The 20096-nt window shown below is 46.6% G+C and carries 21 protein-coding genes and 1 pseudogene; 13 read left to right on the top strand and 9 right to left on the bottom strand.

The annotated features are described in order from the left end of the window. Positions 1-14: 14 nt before the first annotated feature. Positions 15-1238 carry a TRC40/GET3/ArsA family transport-energizing ATPase gene (locus AC56AD_RS13890; RefSeq protein WP_012509376.1) on the bottom strand — a complete coding sequence of 408 codons (1224 nt, stop codon included), beginning with the start codon at positions 1236-1238 and terminating at the stop codon, positions 15-17. A gap of 491 nt (positions 1239-1729) precedes the next feature. On the opposite strand from AC56AD_RS13890, the gene AC56AD_RS13885 reads away from it, so the two are divergent. The 3 genes from AC56AD_RS13885 to AC56AD_RS13875 all read left to right on the top strand — a co-directional run bounded on the left by AC56AD_RS13885 (position 1730) and on the right by AC56AD_RS13875 (position 3209). Continuing rightward, positions 1730-1942, top strand: coding sequence for a hypothetical protein (locus AC56AD_RS13885; RefSeq protein WP_012509375.1), 213 nt, complete (start codon positions 1730-1732; stop codon positions 1940-1942). A 420-nt stretch (positions 1943-2362) separates the two neighbouring features. After that, positions 2363-2989, top strand: a complete 627-nt coding sequence (locus tag AC56AD_RS13880) for a flavodoxin domain-containing protein (protein WP_012509374.1) — start codon at positions 2363-2365, stop codon at positions 2987-2989. After that, a complete protein-coding gene (locus tag AC56AD_RS13875; protein ID WP_150085726.1) occupies positions 2955-3209 on the top strand; it encodes a hypothetical protein in 255 nt (84 codons plus the stop codon). The genes AC56AD_RS13880 and AC56AD_RS13875 overlap by 35 nt, the downstream gene beginning before the upstream one ends. Before the next feature lie 12 nt (positions 3210-3221). On the opposite strand, the gene AC56AD_RS13870 is transcribed toward AC56AD_RS13875, so the two are convergent. Beyond that, positions 3222-3437 (bottom strand): hypothetical protein, encoded by a 216-nt coding sequence (locus AC56AD_RS13870; RefSeq protein ID WP_012509373.1) that lies wholly within the window; start codon positions 3435-3437, stop codon positions 3222-3224. 151 nt (positions 3438-3588) lie between these two features. Further along, complete coding sequence (bchU, locus tag AC56AD_RS13865) at positions 3589-4608, bottom strand: bacteriochlorophyllide d C-20 methyltransferase BchU (protein ID WP_012509372.1); 1020 nt, start codon at positions 4606-4608, stop codon at positions 3589-3591. A gap of 1300 nt (positions 4609-5908) precedes the next feature. On the opposite strand from bchU, the gene bchF reads away from it, so the two are divergent. The 5 genes from bchF (at position 5909) to lsrF (ending at position 11378) form a co-directional block, all read left to right on the top strand. After that, positions 5909-6379, top strand: coding sequence for a 2-vinyl bacteriochlorophyllide hydratase (bchF, locus tag AC56AD_RS13860; protein ID WP_012509371.1), 471 nt, complete (start codon positions 5909-5911; stop codon positions 6377-6379). A gap of 116 nt (positions 6380-6495) precedes the next feature. Beyond that, positions 6496-6729: a hypothetical protein gene (locus AC56AD_RS13855; protein WP_012509370.1), complete on the top strand. Its 234-nt coding sequence runs from the start codon at positions 6496-6498 to the stop codon at positions 6727-6729. Positions 6730-6980: 251 nt separating this feature from the next. Beyond that, positions 6981-8186 (top strand): 7-methyl bacteriochlorophyllide c oxygenase, encoded by a 1206-nt coding sequence (gene bciD, locus AC56AD_RS13850; RefSeq protein WP_012509369.1) that lies wholly within the window; start codon positions 6981-6983, stop codon positions 8184-8186. Positions 8187-8314: 128 nt separating this feature from the next. Next, positions 8315-10432, top strand: coding sequence for a bifunctional aldolase/short-chain dehydrogenase (locus AC56AD_RS13845; protein WP_012509368.1), 2118 nt, complete (start codon positions 8315-8317; stop codon positions 10430-10432). A gap of 64 nt (positions 10433-10496) precedes the next feature. Next, positions 10497-11378, top strand: coding sequence for a 3-hydroxy-5-phosphonooxypentane-2,4-dione thiolase (lsrF, locus tag AC56AD_RS13840; RefSeq protein WP_011744101.1), 882 nt, complete (start codon positions 10497-10499; stop codon positions 11376-11378). A 27-nt stretch (positions 11379-11405) separates the two neighbouring features. On the opposite strand, the gene AC56AD_RS13835 is transcribed toward lsrF, so the two are convergent. Beyond that, entirely contained in the window at positions 11406-11627 is a 222-nt protein-coding gene (locus tag AC56AD_RS13835) for a Nif11-like leader peptide family natural product precursor (protein WP_011744100.1), read from the bottom strand. 189 nt (positions 11628-11816) lie between these two features. Here AC56AD_RS13835 and cruB point away from each other — a divergent pair, with 189 nt between their 5' ends. From cruB to AC56AD_RS13820, 3 genes are read left to right on the top strand one after another with little or no spacing between them, the layout of a single operon-like run. Next, on the top strand, positions 11817-13358 hold the full coding sequence (gene cruB / locus AC56AD_RS13830; RefSeq protein ID WP_011744099.1) for a gamma-carotene beta-monocyclase CruB: 1542 nt from the start codon (positions 11817-11819) through the stop codon (positions 13356-13358). Between the two features lie 30 nt (positions 13359-13388). Continuing rightward, complete coding sequence (locus tag AC56AD_RS13825; RefSeq protein WP_012509367.1) at positions 13389-13754, top strand: hypothetical protein; 366 nt, start codon at positions 13389-13391, stop codon at positions 13752-13754. A gap of 38 nt (positions 13755-13792) precedes the next feature. Next, a complete protein-coding gene (locus tag AC56AD_RS13820) occupies positions 13793-14017 on the top strand; it encodes a hypothetical protein (RefSeq protein ID WP_011744097.1) in 225 nt (74 codons plus the stop codon). A 173-nt stretch (positions 14018-14190) separates the two neighbouring features. Here the strand turns inward: AC56AD_RS13820 and AC56AD_RS13815 are convergent, their stop codons facing one another. The 3 genes from AC56AD_RS13815 to AC56AD_RS13805 all read right to left on the bottom strand — a co-directional run bounded on the left by AC56AD_RS13815 (position 14191) and on the right by AC56AD_RS13805 (position 17035). Beyond that, positions 14191-14964, bottom strand: coding sequence for an SDR family NAD(P)-dependent oxidoreductase (locus AC56AD_RS13815; protein WP_012509366.1), 774 nt, complete (start codon positions 14962-14964; stop codon positions 14191-14193). 20 nt (positions 14965-14984) lie between these two features. After that, the gene (locus tag AC56AD_RS13810; protein WP_150081043.1) at positions 14985-16229 is read right to left on the bottom strand and encodes a Coenzyme F420 hydrogenase/dehydrogenase, beta subunit C-terminal domain; all 1245 of its coding nucleotides are present in this window, start codon (positions 16227-16229) and stop codon (positions 14985-14987) included. 182 nt (positions 16230-16411) lie between these two features. Beyond that, positions 16412-17035: a DUF1997 domain-containing protein gene (locus tag AC56AD_RS13805; protein ID WP_012509364.1), complete on the bottom strand. Its 624-nt coding sequence runs from the start codon at positions 17033-17035 to the stop codon at positions 16412-16414. Between the two features lie 323 nt (positions 17036-17358). On the opposite strand from AC56AD_RS13805, the gene AC56AD_RS13800 reads away from it, so the two are divergent. Both AC56AD_RS13800 and AC56AD_RS13795 read left to right on the top strand, forming a co-directional pair. Next, positions 17359-18015, top strand: a complete 657-nt coding sequence (locus tag AC56AD_RS13800; protein WP_012509363.1) for a methyltransferase family protein — start codon at positions 17359-17361, stop codon at positions 18013-18015. Beyond that, the gene (locus AC56AD_RS13795; RefSeq protein ID WP_012509362.1) at positions 18012-18389 is read left to right on the top strand and encodes an alpha/beta fold hydrolase; all 378 of its coding nucleotides are present in this window, start codon (positions 18012-18014) and stop codon (positions 18387-18389) included. Before AC56AD_RS13800 ends, AC56AD_RS13795 begins: the two co-directional genes overlap by 4 nt. A gap of 49 nt (positions 18390-18438) precedes the next feature. Here AC56AD_RS13795 and istB read toward each other — a convergent pair. After that, a pseudogene (gene istB, locus AC56AD_RS13790) lies at positions 18439-19275 on the bottom strand (IS21-like element helper ATPase IstB). Between the two features lie 5 nt (positions 19276-19280). Then, the gene (locus AC56AD_RS13785; RefSeq protein WP_223293932.1) at positions 19281-20081 is read right to left on the bottom strand and encodes a hypothetical protein; all 801 of its coding nucleotides are present in this window, start codon (positions 20079-20081) and stop codon (positions 19281-19283) included. Between the last annotated feature and the right edge of the window lie 15 nt (positions 20082-20096).

Here is a 20096-nt window from a genome sequence, read left to right as displayed (position 1 = left end):
TTGTTAACCTTGATTCAATTGAGAACCTTGTTGTACTCCTTTTGTGCGTGGCCTTGCCCATGAATATTAAGGTCAAAGGGAATATGCAGCCATCTGTCCTTGAATACGGCATCTCCCGGTTCAAGCCCGGTCAGGCTGATCGGAAGGGTGATAATTTTACGCTGATTGCCGATGTGTATATAGAGCTCATCTCCGGTTACCCAGACGTCAATATCGACAGGGTTGGCAAACATAAGCTTCAATTGCACCTCATAGATATTGCCGTTTCGGACAAACTTGATTGGTGGTTCGTCAAACATCATTTCGGATGGATCGCTGTCGCCATACATATCTTTGGCGAAAAGTTCCAGTGAGGTGAGACCGACAATCTCTTGTTCATACATCCTCAGTTTTTTGATCGGGAGGGGTGCAAAACTCTCTTCGATTTCTCCAAGGTATTTCTGCTGAATGGTTTTCCAGTTCTCCAGATATCCGCTCTTCTCTTTTGTGTCAAGCAGTCTGTTGACAAGTATCATATCAACCTTGAAGCCGTAGAGGTTCAGATAGGTCAAGGCACGCATGGTCTCCTTGATCGACATTTTTTCAGCATTCATGACCAGACGCACCGTTGATTTTTTATTGTCCGTCAAAATTTCGCGGATATCGGCAAGTTCATCAAAAACCTGATCAACGGAATCAATGGCATCCGCAGGAGGAATATAAAAAGCGATTTTATCAGACATTTTTGACAGGGGCTTGCTGAGCGGCTTGACAATATATTTGGTAACGTTTTTTACTGCCTTCATGCCCCAGGAAAGGGTATCAGGAAGGGAGAGGAGCCGCAGGGTTTCTCCTGTCGGGGCTGTATCAAGCACAAGCACATCATAGAGACCGGAAGCTTTATAGCGCTTTATTCTCAAAAGAGAAAAAAGCTCCTCCATGCCGGGCAGAATGGTCATCTCATCGGCCATGACACCTGAAACACCCTGAGCCATAAAGATTTTTGAATAAAACTTCTGTACGGAGTTCCAGTTCTGTTTCAGGTCAACATAAGGATTGACCTCAATGGCATGAAGATTCTCCTTGATCTTTGTTGGTTCAGCGCCAAGAGGCAGGTTGAAGGAATCTGAAAGACTATGTGCAGGATCGGTTGAGAGGACAAGGGTACGATAGCCCAGTTGCGACAAACGGACAGCCGTAGCCGCAGAAACACTGGTTTTGCCTACCCCGCCTTTACCTGTAAAAGTGAGAATACGCATCAATAGACCGTTTGAAATGGAGGAAATACAGCGAAAATATCATAAAAGCAGATGGGCAGTCCAGCATAATTACCTGCGAACACATCTCTTCAGCAACACCAGCCTGGGTACGACGAAGAAAGTCGGAGCTGAATATGCCAAAAATGCTTCTTGTTTAAACAAATGTATTCTCAACGGTCAGCAGTGGCTCGGGTGTTCATGCCGGAACGTTGGGATAACACTGACTGTAACCCGAAAGAAATTTATACGTTATAGACAAAAAAACCTTTTCTCATTGACCCCCAATCTAAGCTTTTTTTTACATAAAACAGGGGCCTATCCTCTACGGGAATCAGTTATCCTCTACGAGATTGTGTTTTGCGTAGAGTATAACTGAATTTCGTAGAGGAGGTAAAGGAGAAAGCTCTTGCTGAAAAATGGGGAGACCTTTATATTGAAATTATATTTATATGGTTAATGTATACTGACATGTAAACAGCGGGAGGAGTTCCATGTTGAAAGAGGCTGGTGGGGTGGTTGGAGGTGCTTTGCTATTTTCGCCTATCGGGATGCCGATTTTGCTTCACGGGGTTGCCGGTGCTGTTGTGGGAGGCGCAGGGCTTTTTGTCGCAGATGCAGTTTTGAAACAAGTGACTGGTGCTGTCAGTAACCTGATTCCGCATTCTGAGCCGACAGGGTCGGTAGAAGGGAAGGGTGACGAGTAATACGTGCTGGCGACCGTTTCAGAATACATTCAACTATTTCTGGTTATAGCTGTTGCCAGTTTATTCCTTGTTTGACATTCTGGCAGCTCTCCGCACTTCTGTCGAAATGTGGGGTTGTGGGTCTTTGTTGCTTTTGTTTTTTGCAACCATTCGATGGTTGGACTTCTTGAACCAGCGGTGTTTGCCTGATTGTGGCGCTGCTTCAAAGGAGTCGGAGAGCCTGGGCCAGGTAAACAGCCAAAGTAGAGAGAGGCAGATTCGGGCTTTTTGTGTGCCCTTGTTCTATTGGTTGATTAATGGATTGACGTAAATTTTAATTTGCGTTTTTTCTCAATTAACGGTGTGGCTCAACGGGAATGATGGTGAGGAACGGAGATGAACAGTTGAGTTACGGCGTTCATAATACATGAAAATTAATATATGAAGGCTCTTATTTTATACGACAGTAGATCTTCAGCAGGTTCTACCGAGTCGATTATTGATTCCATTGGATTGAGTCTGGCTGAGTCGGGTTTCTATGTAGAAAAAGCAAAATGTAAAGCGACTGCGGATTACAGCTTCGTCAAGGATTTTGATCTGGTCATTCTTGGCGCACCAGTCTACAACTTTATCGTTGCCTCACAGCTTTTGGGCGCATTGATCCAAGGCAATCTGAAGATAAATCTTAAAAGGAAAAAGATTGCGCTCTTTCTCACCTGCGGAAGCTCGCAGTCCACAGCGACGCTTTTTTATCTGCCACAGTTAAAAATCCATCTTATCCGCAATAAAATTCTTGTTGAAAAAATTTTTGCACCCGATGCTTTTTCAGATGGGGATCTTATTGATTCGTTTGTTGAGGATTTGCTTTATGAGTACAATAGAGGCCCGAAATCCAAAGCTTTGTCGGCGAAGTGGACCGAAGAGGCCCAGGAGTGTTATCAGTCCATGCCCTCTTTTGTCCACGAAAAGTTCAGGACAATGGCTGAAGAGTATGCCGAAGATATGGGATATAAGGAGATTACCCTGGCTGTGCTTGAAGAAGCGAAGGGCAGCTTTGGCGCTCCGTAACGGCTATTACTTGAGCTGGTTAAAGGTCGAGTTGGACTGGCTTAAAAATCCGGTCTATCCCTATGAGTATACTTGCAGACTGTGGGTTAGCGACAACGAGCCATTGCCGATGGCAAAGCAATGCGTACTTGCGTTCGTTAATCGTTCGACGGTATATTTTGCCATTGAAGAAAGCAAAAAAAAAGCACCCTATACGGCAACGTATAAGGTGCTTTTTTGAAAAAAAGACAACTTACTTTTTTGGTGCAATAGAGGCAGAGAAGCTCTGTAGAGCCTGATTAGCACTGCCAAGTACATTGCTGATAAGTTCTGTGCAGGTCTTAACTAAAGGCTCAATCGCTGGGATTGTGTTGTTCAGTATTTCAGCCTGCTGCTGTCCAAGTTTAGTTAATGTATCCATAATATTGCTGATGGATGCAGAAAAATCATTGTTGGTTTCGTTTGCCATGGTATATATTATTAAATGTTGTTGGCGTAATTATATGTTAAAACACTCTAGTTATTCCAAGAGGTTATTTTCCTCAATTTAAAATATTTTCAAATATGAGCAAACTTATAAATATGATCTAATTTGCACAGTACAAAAATTTCCGTACTGATCAAACCGCTTTTACCGCCTCACACAACAAGTGGCCGTACTTCCTGACTGTGCGAACATTGCTGAAGCCGATTGATTCAAGAATTTCCTTGTAGGCGCTCTGCTCCTTGAAGCCGAGTACCGAAAACGGCATACCTGCACCAAGGACATAGTGGCTCAGATAGTCAAAGTTCGGGTTTTCCTGATCATCGATAATCATGTCGAGGATGAGCACTTTCCCGCCTGATGGAAGAGCGTCATAGGCTTTTTGGCAGAGCATTTTGGTTAATTGCTCATTTGCTGAATAAAGGATTCTGCAGAACATGACGGCATCCGCTTTAGGGTATACGTCCTTGTATATATCTACGGCTACGCCTCTCAAACGAGCTCCAACTCCTTTTTCGATAGCATTTTCATTTACCAGTTCAACCGCACCGGGAAGATTCAGAATGGTGGAATCAAGCTGAGGAAACTTTTTTAAAAGGGCGGCAGAGATATCACCGATTCCACCACCGACATCTACGAGGGTTTTTGCAGCCGACAGGTCAGCCTCTTCAAGCAGAAGCATGATGGCAAAATGGGCGTTGCTACGGTGAATTTCTTCAAAATACCAGTTGTCTTCTCGCGTAACAGGAGGATAGGCGACCTCGGCCTTGAAATTCAGGTTACCTTTGACGGCATCTGCTATTTTCATGTAAAAATTTTCCGAAAGGCTAGCCATGGCCTTCGCCACTGGAATCATATAAAGGTTCGGAAGCTCATTGTTTGGCAGAAACATATTAATCGTAAACGGGGTGAGGCTCCACTTTCCATTCTCTTCGGCAGTAATCCCCATTTGCCGCAGGGTCTCGAGCAACATGATGAGTCTTTGCGGAATCGCGCCAACATTGGCTGCCAATGTTTCGATCTCTTTTGCTTCGTTAGCAAGGTGAGTAAAAAGGTCAAGTTCAAGAGCTGCTTTCAAGCAGCCACTTTCCACAAGACCTTTAAAAATAAGTTCAGTGGCTCTGTGATTTTGCTTCAGTAACTCGTTGACGCTCATAATAGAAGTATTGCTAAATAGTTAAAGAAATTTTAAATTGATAGTTACTTGCACGAATTTGAATGAGTCCACATTGTAGCTATTTGAAAATAAACTAACCATCCAAAGCAGGCCCTTCCCAATATACTTATCAAATTTCCCCGTTATTCACCACAGTTCGGTCTGTGTACTAAGTTTCTGTATAGTATTTTTGCAGTCAAACCACCATGTCACTCTGATCGATTCACTTTGTCCAGAGTGCTATAGGTACAATAACTGACGCAACCTTTTTGTTAAATAATTTAGAAAAAATCCCACTACCGTCCAATTATAAATCAAATAAATTCAATTGTGTAGTGGCCCCCAACCGGTAGACAAAAAGTGGCAAAATTTAAGTTGGTCGCCTGAGCCCATGCTCTCAAGTTGGCTGAAGGTAATATGAGCCTGTGCGTTAATGCGAGCGCCCAGGTTTGTCGCCACGTCGTCGGAGCCCCTGGCATGTACGTAAGTCTCCTGCACGGGAACGGAAGATCTCCGATACCACCTGTCGTCGTTGGCGGGTCGCATCGGGAAGACTAATAGTCAAAGCCGATGATGTACGGTACGGAGAAGTCAGACCTGCCCATACTACCGGAGAAGCAGGCGAACAAAAGCGGGCGAACAAAGCAGGGGGGGGCCATGGAGGGAAGGGGTGGGAACAAGAGGAATGCGGAACTGGAAAGCACGGTCCGGACGCAAAGTCGCTCAGAAAGAAAAAATAAACTTATATTATTATTTGCCATTTCAATCGATGCACAGTTGTACACTTGCCCCGAAACGGTTGTACAATTTCACCCAAAATAGTCATCCAGTCGATATGCGCTTCAAGTTTGACGAGAGGACCTTTGAGTTTTGTGAGTTTTTCTGGCAAAAAAATGCTCGTCAAACATGCCTAACGGATTGATGTTTTTCATGATAAAGGGCGAAATGGAGCTCTTTCGTTGAAAACACGGCATATAGTGCTCATTTTATGAATATAAGTCATTGCTTTTTATAAAGATATATCATTCTCGAATAAATAGAGATGGCCTTTGTTTTTTACCAGACACTATTGATCGTTTTACGTGATTTACCTGGGCGCAAAGCACGCCAAAGCACTGCGATTTATAGAGATTCAATAGTTTACAGGTTTATTTGGCTAAGGAACTTCGAACAATGCGTCTGCGGATGAAGAGGTTAGGGGCTGCTCCCGATTGGAAATGCAATATTTGGTTAATACCGTTAGTTTCATTAAATTATCGAACTTAAAACAGCTATCGATAACCCGTAATTCCCAAATGAAATGCCTTGTTACACTCCGGAACAGCTTGCACTAAGAAACGCCTCAATATGGACGACTGTACAGCTTATGTTGGCCCCGATTCAGTTTGTTGCTTTTCTTGTAGGTGTTGCGGTAACCTATTTCTACTATAGAGATAGTGGAATATTTCCCTTTTATTGGGTGGGCGCTGCTTTTCTTTTTAAAACATTTATGTTTGCTCTTATGTTTTATACCGGAGCCTATTTTGAAAAGGAACTTTTTGATAAATGGATCTTCTCAAAAGAATTTATGCTGGAAGATATCGGAAGTGTTATTGCCGGGATATTCTTTGTGCCCTATTATTTCCTTGCCTTTACCGGCGCATCTAAAGAGGTCCTTGTCTGGGCAGCTTTTATAACATACTTCGTCTACTGCGCTAACTCTGTGCAGTATCTTGTGAGAATAAGTCTTGAAAAAAGGGGCGAGAGGCACTCGATGCAGGGTCATGCTTGAATCGCTATAAAACATATTCTTGACTAAGCACGGCTTCGTGAAGGAGTTCTTAAACATGAACTCCAACCCCATGCCCTGCTATGGGGTAGTTGATTAAAACTCTAAACAACTTTTTTATGCTGACAGGGGATTTTAACGCTTTATGGAACAAGACGTTTTTATACATCGGTATCGGTTGGTTAATTTTGATAGGTATGGTTTGGGATTCATGCTATATTATTACCGTCGCGGACCACTTATTGTTTGCAGGTGTCTTGGTGTTGGGATATTTGGTGACTTATTTTTTTGGTATTTTCATTAACTCTCGTCATAAAAAGAAGTTGCTTCTCAGTAAAGCTGCAAATGGCTAATAAAATCGGGCTTTTATATTGTATTTATAAAGCATCATCGCAGCAGAGCTGCGGGGTATTATTTAATTTTCTATAGAATTCATTCATGAAGCAAAGCTTCGGGGAATTGATCTATAAAGATTAAATGCAATCACGGATACATACAGAACCTAGTTGCGGTGATTGTTCTGTTAAGGATAGAAATCAGGTGCTCCCTTTGAAGGGAAAGTGCTATTCAGAATCTTTTTAACAAGTAATAATATTTCTATGCTATGAATACAAAGAGAGTAATTACAGAGGCGGACATTCATTTAAAGGCACGCCTGCTTTCTGAGGGGGCGAAGGTGACTGTAAATAAATCGCCGACAATGGGATACAACCCTTTTCGCGCTATGGTATTCAATGGAAGCGATTTGGCGACTCTTGTGCGTCAAGAGCCGTATAGCCGTCTTGAAGTGCAGGTTAATGGTGATGATGTGGAGTTTTATGACTGCGGAAAACATCTTGCAAGTGGAAGAATGCAGGAGTGGTTTTCTTGGCGTGACGGAGTGTTAAGCAACGGTCGTCCAGTTAATGCTGCGGTAATAGGGATGAACCAGGATATTATCAATATTCATTACAGTTACAGTTGTGACAATAACAATACCGGAAAATCATGCAAATTCTGTTTTTTCTTTGCTAATCAGCATGTTTCGGTAGGAGAGGACCTTGCAAGAATGCCGTTTTCCAAGATAGAGGCATTGGCAAAAGAGCAGGCAGAAGCTGTAAAAATAGCAACCGATCACGGATGGCGTGGGACCTTGGTCATTATTGGAGGGCTTGTTGCACCCGAAAGACGTGCACAAGTTTCCGGCCTTGTTGAAATTGTTATGGCCCCATTGCGTGAGCAGTTGAGTCCGGAAGTGTTTAATGAACTGCATATAACGGCTAATTTGTATCCTCCGGATGATTTTAAGGATATGGAGCGCTGGAAGGCTTCCGGTATCAATTCAACAGAGTTTGATCTTGAGGTTACCGATCCTGACTATTTCAAGGCGATCTGCCCGGGGAAATGTGCAACATATCCCCTTGAATACTGGCATGCCGCCCAGGATGCCTCAGTTGAGATTTTCGGGCCAGGCAGGGGGACCACAAGCTTTATACTCATGGGTCTTGAACCTATGAATTGTATGCTGGAGGGTGTTGAAGAGCGCCTGTCGAAGGGGGTATATCCCAATATGCTGGTTTACCAGCCTGTGCCGGGAGCTGATATGTTCAGAATGCCTCCGCCAAACGCCGATTGGCTTGTTGAGGCTTCAGAGAAACTGGCAGACCTTTATTTCAAGTATCAGGATCGTTTTGATATGCCCCTTGCTACGGACCACAGGCCCGGTTATACGCGAATGGGACGTTCCCAGTATATTATGCTGACAGCTGATGTAATTGCACGCAGATTGTATGAACAGGGTTATGAACTTCCAGCTGCATATCCTGTTTAACAGGTCATAACAGCATAGTTGCAATTGCCGTTTACCATGCTTGTTCGATGGTAAACGGCAATTATTGTTATTACATGTTTTCTTGTTCTGCATTATGTGAGAATTCCGTTTAAAATAAAGGGTTACTTATGCAAAACCTCTGGAAAGATGCCGATCTTCAGCGCTCCGTAACCGCGCAGCGCAGCACCGACGATATTCCTGTTGAACTTGCCGAACTTGTCTACGCCTCCCGTCTGCTCGGCAGCGAGAGTTCGCTGGTGATGCACGGCGGAGGCAACACCTCGGTCAAAAGCGAGCTGCACGATATCATCGGCTACAGGGTCAATGTCATTTTCATCAAGGGGAGCGGCGTCAATCTGGCGGGTGTGGATGCGCACGATTTTATGCCGGTACGGATCGAGCCACTGCAGAAGCTGCAACATCTCTACGCTACCGGCGGGCGCAGCAGCGAGGAGGATATACAGCAGTTCTCGACGCAACGGTTCAAAAACTTCCTCTATCTGAACCTGTTCTACCTGACCGAGCACATGGTGAACCATTCGCTTTCACCTTCGATTGAAACCCTGCTGCACGTGTTTCTGCCCCACCGGTTCATTTTCCATACGCACTCCACGGCGCTTCTGACGCTCAGCAACCAGCCCGACGGCCAGGATCTCTGCCGGGAGGTGCTCGGAGAATCGTTCGGCATGGTGCCCTATATCAAGCCGGGTCTCGGGCTTGCCCGTTCGGCCGCTGCGGCCTACGAATCGGCTCCCTCCATCAGAGGCCTTGTGCTGCAGAAGCACGGGCTCGTTACCTTTGCCGATACTCCGGATGAGGCGTACCATTGCATGATCGAAAGCGCAAATCGTCTGGAAGAGCGCATAGCCCGGGCCGGACGGAAGGTGTTCCCTTCGGTTTCGCTTCCCGCCGGGATCGCATCCCTCGAGGATGTCGCGCCGGTTATCAGAGGGGCTGTCGTTGAAGAGATCATGCCCGGAAGCCGCGATTACCGTCAGTTCGTGCTCGAATTCCGTACTTCACCCGATATTCTTGCCTATGTCAACAGCGATTCTCTTTCCGATGTAAGCCAGAGAGGCGCCATGACCCCGGATTTCATTATCCGCACCAAAAACCGGCCGCTGGTCGTTCCGGCACCCGATGCCTCTGACCTCGACGCTTTCAAAACGGCGATTCATGAAGCGGTGGAGCAATACGAAGCGGAGTACAGGGCTTATTTCCTGCGCCGGCGGCTGGCTTCGGGAATCGAGGTTTCCATGCTCGACCCGCTGCCCAGGGTGGTGCTTGTGCCCGGTCTCGGTCTGTTCGGTCTCGGTCGGACCGCCCGGGAGGCTGCAGTCAACGCGGATATCGCCGAAAGCACGGCATCGGCCATTCTCGACGCGGAATCGGCAGGACGCTTCGAGTCGATTACCGAACAGGAGGTTTTCGATATCGAGTACTGGGAGATGGAACAGGCCAAGATGACGAAGGTCCGCCACGACGTGTTTGCCGGCAAGGTTGCCCTGGTAACCGGTGCGGCAAGCGGCATCGGACTGGCGACGGCAAGGGCGTTCCGTCAGCGCGGCGCCGAGCTGGTCATTCTGGACCTGAACCCTGAGGCGCTTCAGCATGCGGCCGAAGAGCTCGGCGGGGGAGTGCTTCCGATTGCGTGCGACGTTACCGACCGCGCTTCCGTCAGGCGGGCCTTCGACAAGGTGTGCCGCCGTTACGGAGGGCTGGATATCGTAGTCTCAAATGTAGGCGTCGCCCTGCAGGGCCGCATAGGCGACGTTCCGGACGAGGTGCTTCGCCGGAGCTTCGAACTCAACTTTTTTTCGCATCAGTCCATAGCCCAGGATGCGGTCAGGATCATGCGACTGCAGGGAACCGGAGGAGTCCTGCTCTTCAACGTTTCCAAGCAGGCGGTCAATCCGGGTCCCGATTTCGGGCCGTACGGCCTGCCCAAGGCGGCGACCATGTTTCTCGTGCGCCAGTATGCGCTCGATCACGGTCGCGACGGCATCAGGGCAAACGGCATCAATGCTGACAGGATCCGCACCGGCCTTCTGACCGACGAAATGATCAAAACCCGTTCGAAAGCGCGGGGGCTGAGCGAGCGGGAGTATATGGCCGGCAACCTTCTGCAGGTCGAGGTCACGGCCGAGGATGTCGCCGAGGCATTCGTGCACCAGGCGCTCGAAACGAAGACGACCGGCTCGATCGTCACGGTTGACGGCGGCAACATTGCCGCCGCTCTGCGCTGAGAGGGAAGTTCCTGAAAAAAAGATTGTTACAATCAAACTTTAACCGAAAGAGGAGAAGACCATCATGGCTGAATACGACAAGGACAAGCAGGCAAAAGAGTATTACACAGACGTTCCTGTTGAGAAACACGGTTTTTTTCTCAAGGGGGCACACTCGCTTGACTGGGGCATGAAAAACCGCCTGTCGAGGATATTCAGGCCCGATACGGGCAGGACGGTCATGTTCGCCATCGACCACGGCTATTTTCAGGGGCCAACCACCGGCCTTGAGCGTCCTGACGTCAACATCGTGCCACTCATGTCGCATGCCGACGCCATCATGCTCACAAGAGGCATGCTGCGCACGACGGTTCCGCCTTCACTCACCAGGGCAGTTGTCATGCGCTGCAGCGGAGGCCCGAGCATTCTCAAGGAGCTCTCCGACGAAGAGCTTGCCGTTGATATCGAGGACGCCATCCGCATGAACGTGGCGGCAATCACCCTGCAGATTTTTATCGGCGGCGAGTTCGAAACCCGTTCCATCCACAACATGACCAGGCTGATCGATATGGGTCTGCGTTACGGCATTCCAACCATGGCGGTCACCGCCGTCGGCAAGGATATGGTGCGTGACGCCAAATACTTCAGGCTTGCCTGCCGGATTGCAGCCGAACTCGGGGCGCAGATCGTAAAAACCTACTATGTTCCCGAAGATTTCGAAACGGTTGTGGCTTCCTGCCCGGTGCCGATCGTGATGGCCGGAGGCAAGAAGATTTCCGAACTCGAGGCGGTCACTATGTCCTATCAGGCAATCCAGGAAGGCGCGGCCGGTGTGGATATGGGCCGAAACATTTTCCAGAGTGATGCTCCGCTCGCCATGATGAAAACGGTCGGGAAGGTCGTTCATGAGAACATGCCTCCCGCCGAAGCGTACGAGTATTTCCAGAGCATCAGGAGGGAAGGATAGGCGCAGAAAAGCATCTGGCAGAATGGTTTAGAGCCAGTCGGCAAGTAACTTCGCTTCCCAGTTCCATCTTTCAAAGTGATTCAGTTCAGTTACCGTTGCATGATCAAGCTCTTCTCTCGTGAAATCGAAGCCTTCCTGCCGGATGATTGTCCAGCGATCTTCTTTTGTTGCAGCATTGTGTATTTTATCCGATAACTCTTTGTCCTGCTTCATTTGCGCAAGAAACAACTTTGCGGAATCCTGTGACATACGGCGAAGTCTCCTTTTTTTAATTGAAAATCGATGGTAAGGTCACAAATTTAACCAATAAGTCCGGAACAAGAAAAGAAAAATATCCGGGGCGGCGGGTTCGAGGGGCTTACCGTTTGGAACATGGTTCTTAGGGTTGTTATTTTATATGTATAGTCGGCATCATCATAAGCAATAACGTCATTTGTAATGATAGCAGATAAAGTTCAAACGCTCTACCCAAGGGTATCCGAGTATTTTGGTAAAATCAGAAACGGAAACAGATATCTGGAGCATATTCTGGAGGTGGATAGCTTTTGGAAAAATTTCGAGCACTCCCCATGCCGCAAGGTTGTCCTTCAGGGAAGCGAAATGCCTGCAGATGCATGTGTTTCCGACGAATATGATCTAGTTTATGCCGGGGGCTCATTGGGATTGTTGCATGCGTCGGTCATGGCTTCGAAATACGCAAGAAAAGTACTTGTTTTTGACCGCCATATGAGTGGAAAACCAAGCCGTGACTGGAATATTTCCTGGAATGAACTTGAAAAGCTTGAACAAGTCGGTCTTTTCTCATATGAAGAGATCAACGCGAGTATTGCTTGCAGGTATAAAACAGGGTGGGCTGAGTTTTACGTGGAAAATGGTCGGAAAAAGCGGCTGTATATCGATAATGTGCTTGACTGTGCTGTTGAGAGCGACCAACTTCTTTCCATTGCCAGACAGAAAATTCTTGCTGATGAATGCAACAGGATCGTTGACAAGATGACTTTCATGCGGTGTTTTCAGTTTCCTGAGAGTGTGGTGATAGAGGTTGAGAACAATATGCATGAGCGGGTTTATTTCAGAGCCAAGGTATTTGTTGATGCGATGGGAGTACATTCTCCGGTTGCCATGCAGTTGAATGACGGGGCATCCTTTACACATCTCTGTCCTACAGTCGGGACTGTTTCCAGCGGCCTTGAAAATGTTGATCCAGATATAGGCGAAATTCTTGTAAGTACTGAGCCGGCCGATACCAGCTCAGGAAGAGGACGTCAACTAATATGGGAGGGCTTTCCTGCCGGTGGCGATCGCTATACCACCTATCTTTTCTTTTATGATTCCCGGAGCTCCGATAATGATAAATCTCTGCTTGGTCTCTTTGAAACATATTTCCTGAAATTACCTTCCTATAAAAAACCAGGAAAGGATTTTGTCGTCCATCGCCCTGTGTATGGCGTTATACCGGCTTATTATCATGATGGGTTTGAGCGTACCCGTCAAGTTGCCGATAATAATATCCTGATGCTTGGAGATGCCGCTGCACTTGGTTCACCACTTACTTTTTGCGGTTTTGGTTCATTTGTTCGCAATCTCAAATCATTGACAGAGGGGCTCGAAAAAGCCTTGGCCTGTAACAGCTTTGAAAAGAAGAATCTCGAACAGATAAGCGCCTATGAACCAAATGTTGCCGCAATGGCGAACCTTATGAAATTTATGTGTTATAATAAGTATACCGATCATCCGAATTTTGTCAACGAACTGATGAATGAAGTGATGATAGTTCTGGACGGCCTGCCGCCCAGGTACAGGGAAGCAATGTTCAAGGATACTCTGGAGCTATCCGATCTGCTCCTCATTGGTTTGAACGTAGCATGGAAATATCCCGGTGTCTTGATGGCGACAGCAACCAAACTCGGTCTGGAGGGATCACTTGGGATGATGAAAAATATGATCGGCTGGGCAATGTCATCAAAAGCTTCAAATTAAAATCTTTATCCATCATAAACAGATTCTGACATGGCAAACGAATCACGAAAAGGCGGTTTTTTTTCCGTATTCAGAAAAGAGGAGAAATCCGTAGCAAACAAATCGGCTATTACATCGCAACAATCAGAAACAAAGGCAGCTTCTTCTGAAAAGCCGGCAGTATCGGTTTCCCGTGAGATGACGCCGAAGCCCGTAGCAAACGTAAAGCCAGCAGCCACTGCGGAACAACAGGAAAAACCTGTTGTTTTCGAGGCGATCGATACGACAGCGGCTTTTAGTGCTTGCTGGAAGGCTTTTGGTGACCTGGGCTTATCGCAGGTAAAAACCGTTGAAATGGTGCTGACTATGCTGTCAAATTCCATTGCTAAAATTACCGATGGGCAGCAAACGAAATAAGTGGATGTTTTTTTTAAAACCGATTAAAAGGGAAAGAAATGCCGCAACTACCACAGAATATTATACCGGAGGAATTGACAAAGCCTGCAGCGGCAATTGTGAGCGGGGCTTTTTTACTCTCACCACTTGGTATTCCACCTTTTATCAGAGGGATTCCAAGAGTTCTGCTTGCCGGTGCAGGTGGATTTCTTGCCGGAGCGGTTGCTGAAAAGGTTATTGAGAACATTGGTCAGATATTGCCGCCTCAGCCTGAAGATGATTAGCAATATCCTCCGTAGAGCAGGAGTGCTCACGCATGATCAGACGTAGTTGCCTGACTTGATTTATTGACGTTGACGCACGCGTTTAGGTGACTTGAAGCCAGGAACCGGAATTATCAGGCTTTTATCTTGTGATTGCCTGCCCTTATCCGATTGCTATTTCCATCGCTGTCAGGTCACCTGCCTAACAAAAAATTGATAGGTAATGTTGCGATTTTTCCGATCATGTCGGGTGGCGTCATGCGGTTGATGCAGACCCCATGTGTATTGTTTGCAAGAATTCTTTTTGCAAGGTCTTCCGTTGCTTCCCGAACATTTTCGCCAAGCAACGAAAGAAAAAGCCTGCCAGCATCGGTTTGTTGTGAGGTTTTAGCTTGCAGCTCCGTACGTATGATTCCCGGTATGATTGTACCTACCTTTATCTTCAAAGACCGGGTTTCTTCGATAAGGGATTTCGAGAAATAGTGTACAGCCGCCTTGGACGTTCCAAAAACACCCATTCCGTGAATTATTCCCCCGTCGGCACCCTGGCCTTCAAGATTGTACAGGTATCCCGACCCCTGTTCGATCATTCCTCTGATAGCCACATGCGATCCATTTATTGTTCCGGCAAGATTGACATCAAGGGTATGCCCGATCTGTGTCATATCAAGCTTCCAGAACGGAAGCAAAGGGTGGGCAATACCGGCGTTGTTTATCCAGATATCTACCTGGCCTATCGATTTTTGCGCATGGTCCCAAAGATCCTGAACCTCCTGGTAATTGGCAACATCACATGTTTTTGCCGAGATATGTTCGGAGCCATGCTGCTCGGCCAGCTCATTCAGTGCTTTGTCAAGGTTGCTGCTGTTGCTGCTGCTGATCATGACACGGCAGCCTTTTGAGAGAAATGCATGAGCAAGACCCAGGCCAATTCCTCTGCTGCTTCCTGTGATAACGATGTTTTTCATGTTTATATCAGTTTTTGCTGTTAAATCCGGGCCTCGATTATTCTTTGTATCGATGAAAGGTCATATTGAGAAAGAAGGTCATAGATATGGGTCGGCACAATGCCTATATCGTCCGGACGGTACATTTTAAGGAAATAGAAGTTCCTTATAGCATGAATATCTATTGAGTATTTTGCAAACTCAGTACCTCCCGGACCGGATTTCGCTTTTTTTCGGCTCAGATAGATGCCAAGCCATTTAGGCATCGCTTTCCGGTCATCAAGCTTCTCCGGTTGAAGAATCGGCATGAGAGTCGGCTGAAGTGCTGCTTGTACCGCACTATGACTATCGCCAAAAAAAACCTCAGGTGACGTTTCTATTTCATCATTGATAAGATCCAGCAGCTTTTCTCCTCTTTCCGTTCTGACAATAATCCATTGCGTTTTTCTGTTTTTGCTGTATGGCGCACCTAAATAACCGACAGTAATATCTGAAAGGCTGTTGATGTAATCAAAGCAACTCAGGCAGGAGTTCGGAAATACTCCGACTTTCATAACCGCTGATGGAAGGCAGAAAAATGGGATTTTCTCGACTTTTCCGGCTTTGTGAAGAATATGTACCCTGTAATCCTGCATGAATTCGAAATTGATAACCGTTTCCGGATTTTTGCTGATATTCCGGAAAACCCATTGAAGATGGGATGGCTCCAGATTATCGGTACAAGGGATACCTACGATATACAGGTCCAAATCGGCAAAATAGGGGCTTTTTCTTGTAAAATCCCTCACCATATGTACATGGCAGGCAGCTCCGACAACCAGGAGCCTTCTTGTTTTTTCCCGATAAGCCGTATGCAATGCCTGAAGTACAGGAGACAACACTGGTTTATTGCCGCGGGCCTCATGAATATCCTGAGCGGTTTTAGCAAGCACTGCTTTTGGTTGCAGAGGCTCTCCATGAAGCGTTAGCACCGCATCCACAAGGTTTGTTTGCAGGGCCATTGTCGATATTCGGGTAATGATGCCGCTCCATTGCGCTCCATTGACAGGTTTTTTCAATGTTGCGTTGAATCGTTTGAGACTGATACCGAAACGCAGTTCATCGCTGTCATCAGGGTTCCTTACTCTTCCGAAAATCCTTTTTTCATGATTTTCTACCCATCCGCAACGAAAAACACAGCTTTCCAGGCTCTCCTTCACCGGCCAGGCATTGCCCATGCATAGACCGCATTTGCTGCACAATGGTTCGTCGAAGCGAGGCGTCTGTATTTTTGATGGTTTAGTCATGGGAAGAGATGAAGTTTTCAACGACACAACAGAATGTTGCATTAAAATAGGCATTTTGTTTTGAGTGATCAAGAGGCATGCATCAAGCCTTTATTTCAAGGGGGCTTTGTGCTCGGTACATGATAACTTATGCTGATAATCATACTGCGGTCAGACAAACCCTGTCTTGCCATCTTTTCTGTCTATTTCTTTCCACCTTCGGTGGCAATTTCAGGCATAGAGCAGCAGATATCCGACTGAACCTGACAAAGCATGCTTTCGGTTGCCTGCTGCATGATTTTCGACATAATCATATCGCTCATGAATTTCAGTGCCGGTTCCGGCATGAGATTGAGCGGAAATGACAGTTTGAAATCCAGCGATATATTTGTTTCGAAATGAACGGTCGTCCGATTGTCTGTCTGGTGAAGAAGGAAAATTTCAGAAAAAGTTTTGCCGATGAAGGTATGGTCGTTGTTAAAAAGCAGTTCCGGGGCCGACTCGACGGTTTCCCAGATAATTTTTTTCCCGGGGGTCTCTGTATCGATGGGAGCCCGGCTTTCACCGACGTAGCGCCTGAAAACTGCACTGTCTGTCGGTATATGCTCTTCGGTCTGTCTGACAAAAAAGATTGCTACGATCGGGTTATTTCGAGGATCGTCAACCTCGAAGGTCCATTGAAAAACATCGAAATCCGGTATATAGCGTACATATCTGCAGTACGGATTGCATTTCAGGATTTTCTCGTGATTTGAGAAATAAACAGTCGATTCCTGCAGGCATGACTCAAGAACGACCAATGCTTTGCTTTTTCCTACAACTTCCATGATTACACAAAAACGTTTCTTTCTCCCTGATATTGTTGCATGCTCTTTTTTCACTCTGATCAGGCCCTGTAATTCGTTTTTTTTCAGTGGGAGCCCGATTCAGCTCAGGATGAACGGACATTTGCTGACTGAGTGTTCATGATAAACAGGTTTACTCGCCCAACAGTTCCTTGCCTGAAGATTCGAATATGCCCTTAAAATGTAACCGTTCTTGCCAGTATTGCAAACAACTATTAACCTGACTTCACCGACCCTTTTCATTATATTTTCAGAGAGCATTAACTTTCCTCCGATGTGAGCTTGAAAAACCAGTAAAACAATGTATGGCCATGCATGATGAGTTGCCGTTCAGGATTATTTTTGCCGGGATCTACGTCGCCGGTTTCTTGATGAGAGGCTTGTTCATACAGCGCATGAAACCGCAAGAAAAACCGATAATACCTGAAGCGGGAAATGCAGGGGAAATAAGCCGTTTCAGGGTTATTTTCCAGAAAGTAATGTTTTTTTTATGGATAGCTATCGTGGCGAGTTACACATGGTATCCACCATGGGTTGAGGCTTTGCATTTTCCTTTTCCCACATGGCTCCGTTACGGGGGCGCTATTGCTGCCGCAGTATCTTTTCTGTTTCTTTTTCTGACCATGAAAACACTCGGAAGATACTGGAGTCCTTTTCCAAGATTGATGGAAGGGCACAAGCTTGTAATCACAGGACCCTATCGTTTTATCAGGCACCCCATGTATACCGCCATGATGTTGCTTTTTATAGCTTTTATCCTTATTACAGCGAATGCAGCCGTTACTGTGTTTAGCCTGATTGCCACTGTTTTGACTGTCAAATGGGCTTTAAATGAGGAGAAAATGCTCATCGGTTTTTTCGGAGACGAATACCGGGCGTATATGACGCGTACGGGGGCTTTTTTGCCGGCCCCCAGGAAGATGGTTCGGCAAATCTTTTTTAACCAGCACGAAAAACTATGAGTTTTGCTGATACAACAAGAGGGAAGATATATTATGAAGACACCGGATGGAGTGTTGGCGACAATCGGGAAGTCGTTTTGTTTTTCAACGGCTGGTCAATTTCTGCGAGATACTGGATACCAGTAATAGATCGGCTATCTTCGCAGTACCGTTGTCTTTCCTTCGATCAAAGCGGAACGGGCCGAACCGTATGCAGCCATTCGTGTCTTTCTTTTTCCGTCGAGAGGTTTGCCGATGAGGCGTCGGAATTGCTTGTCAGTCTTGGCCTTCTCGGCTCCAGAAAGCTGCATATTGTCGGCCACTCGATGGGAGGTATGATCGCGACGGAAATCTGCAACCGGCATCCCGAATCCCTTGTTGTAGTCGGAAATTAAAAATCAGCCAATTTCGGAAATTAGCAATCACCCAGGGAGAGGCTTGAGATTACGTCATTTCAAAATGATTTGCAACTACTTTTTGACTCGGTAGTTGTTTCTTGCCAAGATTGGGGCCTCCTTCCACCGGTTGCAGTTGATTGAAGATGGTTTTACGGTGTTCGAGCCGGTAGCTCTTACCGGTAAGTTTGATGACCTCGCATTTGTAGAGCAGCCGATCAAGCAACGCTGTTGCAAGTACCTCATCGCCGAGCATCTCCGTCCACTCTTTCGGGCTTTTGTTTGTCGTAATGATGAATGATGTCTGTTCATGAAGCTGGTTGACAAGCTGGAACAGACCGACGGCAACCGACTTCTCAAGCGGGAACATCATAATATCGTCGATAACCAGCAGGTGTGCATTCAACAATCGCTTGTACTCTCTTGCCGCTGCAGTGGTAATTTCTTTGAACCTGATGGTTTGGATGAGGTTGTCCATAGTCCGGAACAGCGCGTGATAACCGAGTTAAATGGCTTCATTGCAGAGCCCGTCAGCAAGATAGCTCTTGCCAGTACCGCTTGGCCCGATCAGGATCAAGTTGTAGTTCTGGTCAAGCCAGAGCAGTTGTCGCAACTGCTGGAGCTGGACTTGGCTGATTCCGTTCTGAACTCCAGAGTCATAATGATCAAGATCATGGAGGAACGGCAGGTTAGCTACTTTCCTGCACCGTTCAAGATGAGCATGTCGCCGACAGGAGAGTTCTCTCTCAAGCAGAGCAAGTGCAAAATCGCTGTAGGATGGCTCGCTTTTGCGTGCTTCTTCGAGCAGGACGTCAACGCTCACTGCCAGCCCCGTAAGGTTGAGTTCCCTGGCATGCTCCTGTATGGTGGTAATGGTTCTTTCCATGGTGATTAGCAAAGAATTTTTTCATAAGTGGTTATAGTACTACTCTCTGGCACAAACGACAGAATTTTGTTCAAGTCACTCTGGAGTGTTTTCGGACGGAATGCCTTAAATACCGCATGATGACTCTGTTTGTCCTTCTGCTTCCGGTGATGTTGCAGGATGTCATGGAACTCGCCGCTTGAAAAGAGATGATGATCGACACAAGAGGCAAGGGCATCGTCAACCAGCCTTTGCTCGCATCCGTTGATGGTATCGCGTACATGCAGAAACTGGTCTCGAATGTACCTCGGATAACGGTTATGGATACTTTCAAGGAACAGTCCAGCCTGTTCCTGATTGGTGAACTGCTGCATGAGTGAATCCTGCAATTCTCTAATTTTTGTAGAGATATCACGACGGTGGTGATTGTTGATCACCACAATACCTTTACCGCTTTCGATCAGGTGACCAGCCAGCAACTTGCCGTCTTGGGCGTACAGAAAAAGGTTGTTTTCTCTGGCTTCCAGCACAACCTGTGTTCCTGGTCCAGCATAGGTTCCGACCGGCAGGGTATAAAAATTTCCTCGATATGAAATCGTGTTGTCTTTGCGTACATGGTAGTCTTTACCGATAGTACCGGAAATCGGATAGGGTAACGGTTCATAAGGGCGAAGATGCTGTTTTTCGACCTGCCATTCTGCATCAGGAACCAGATGTGTTGTCGTATGTTCCTTGGCATTGGCCGTTCGTTCAAGCCAGAGTAACACCTCCTGGTTCAGTACATCGAGATTGACAAATCGTCGTCCCGGCAGGAAGTTGTGTTTCACATACTTGACGCCAGC

The organism is Pelodictyon clathratiforme (assembly GCF_982375515.1).
The sequence above is the reverse complement of the archived record's forward strand: the minus strand, read 5'-3'. Positions and strand labels throughout refer to the sequence as shown.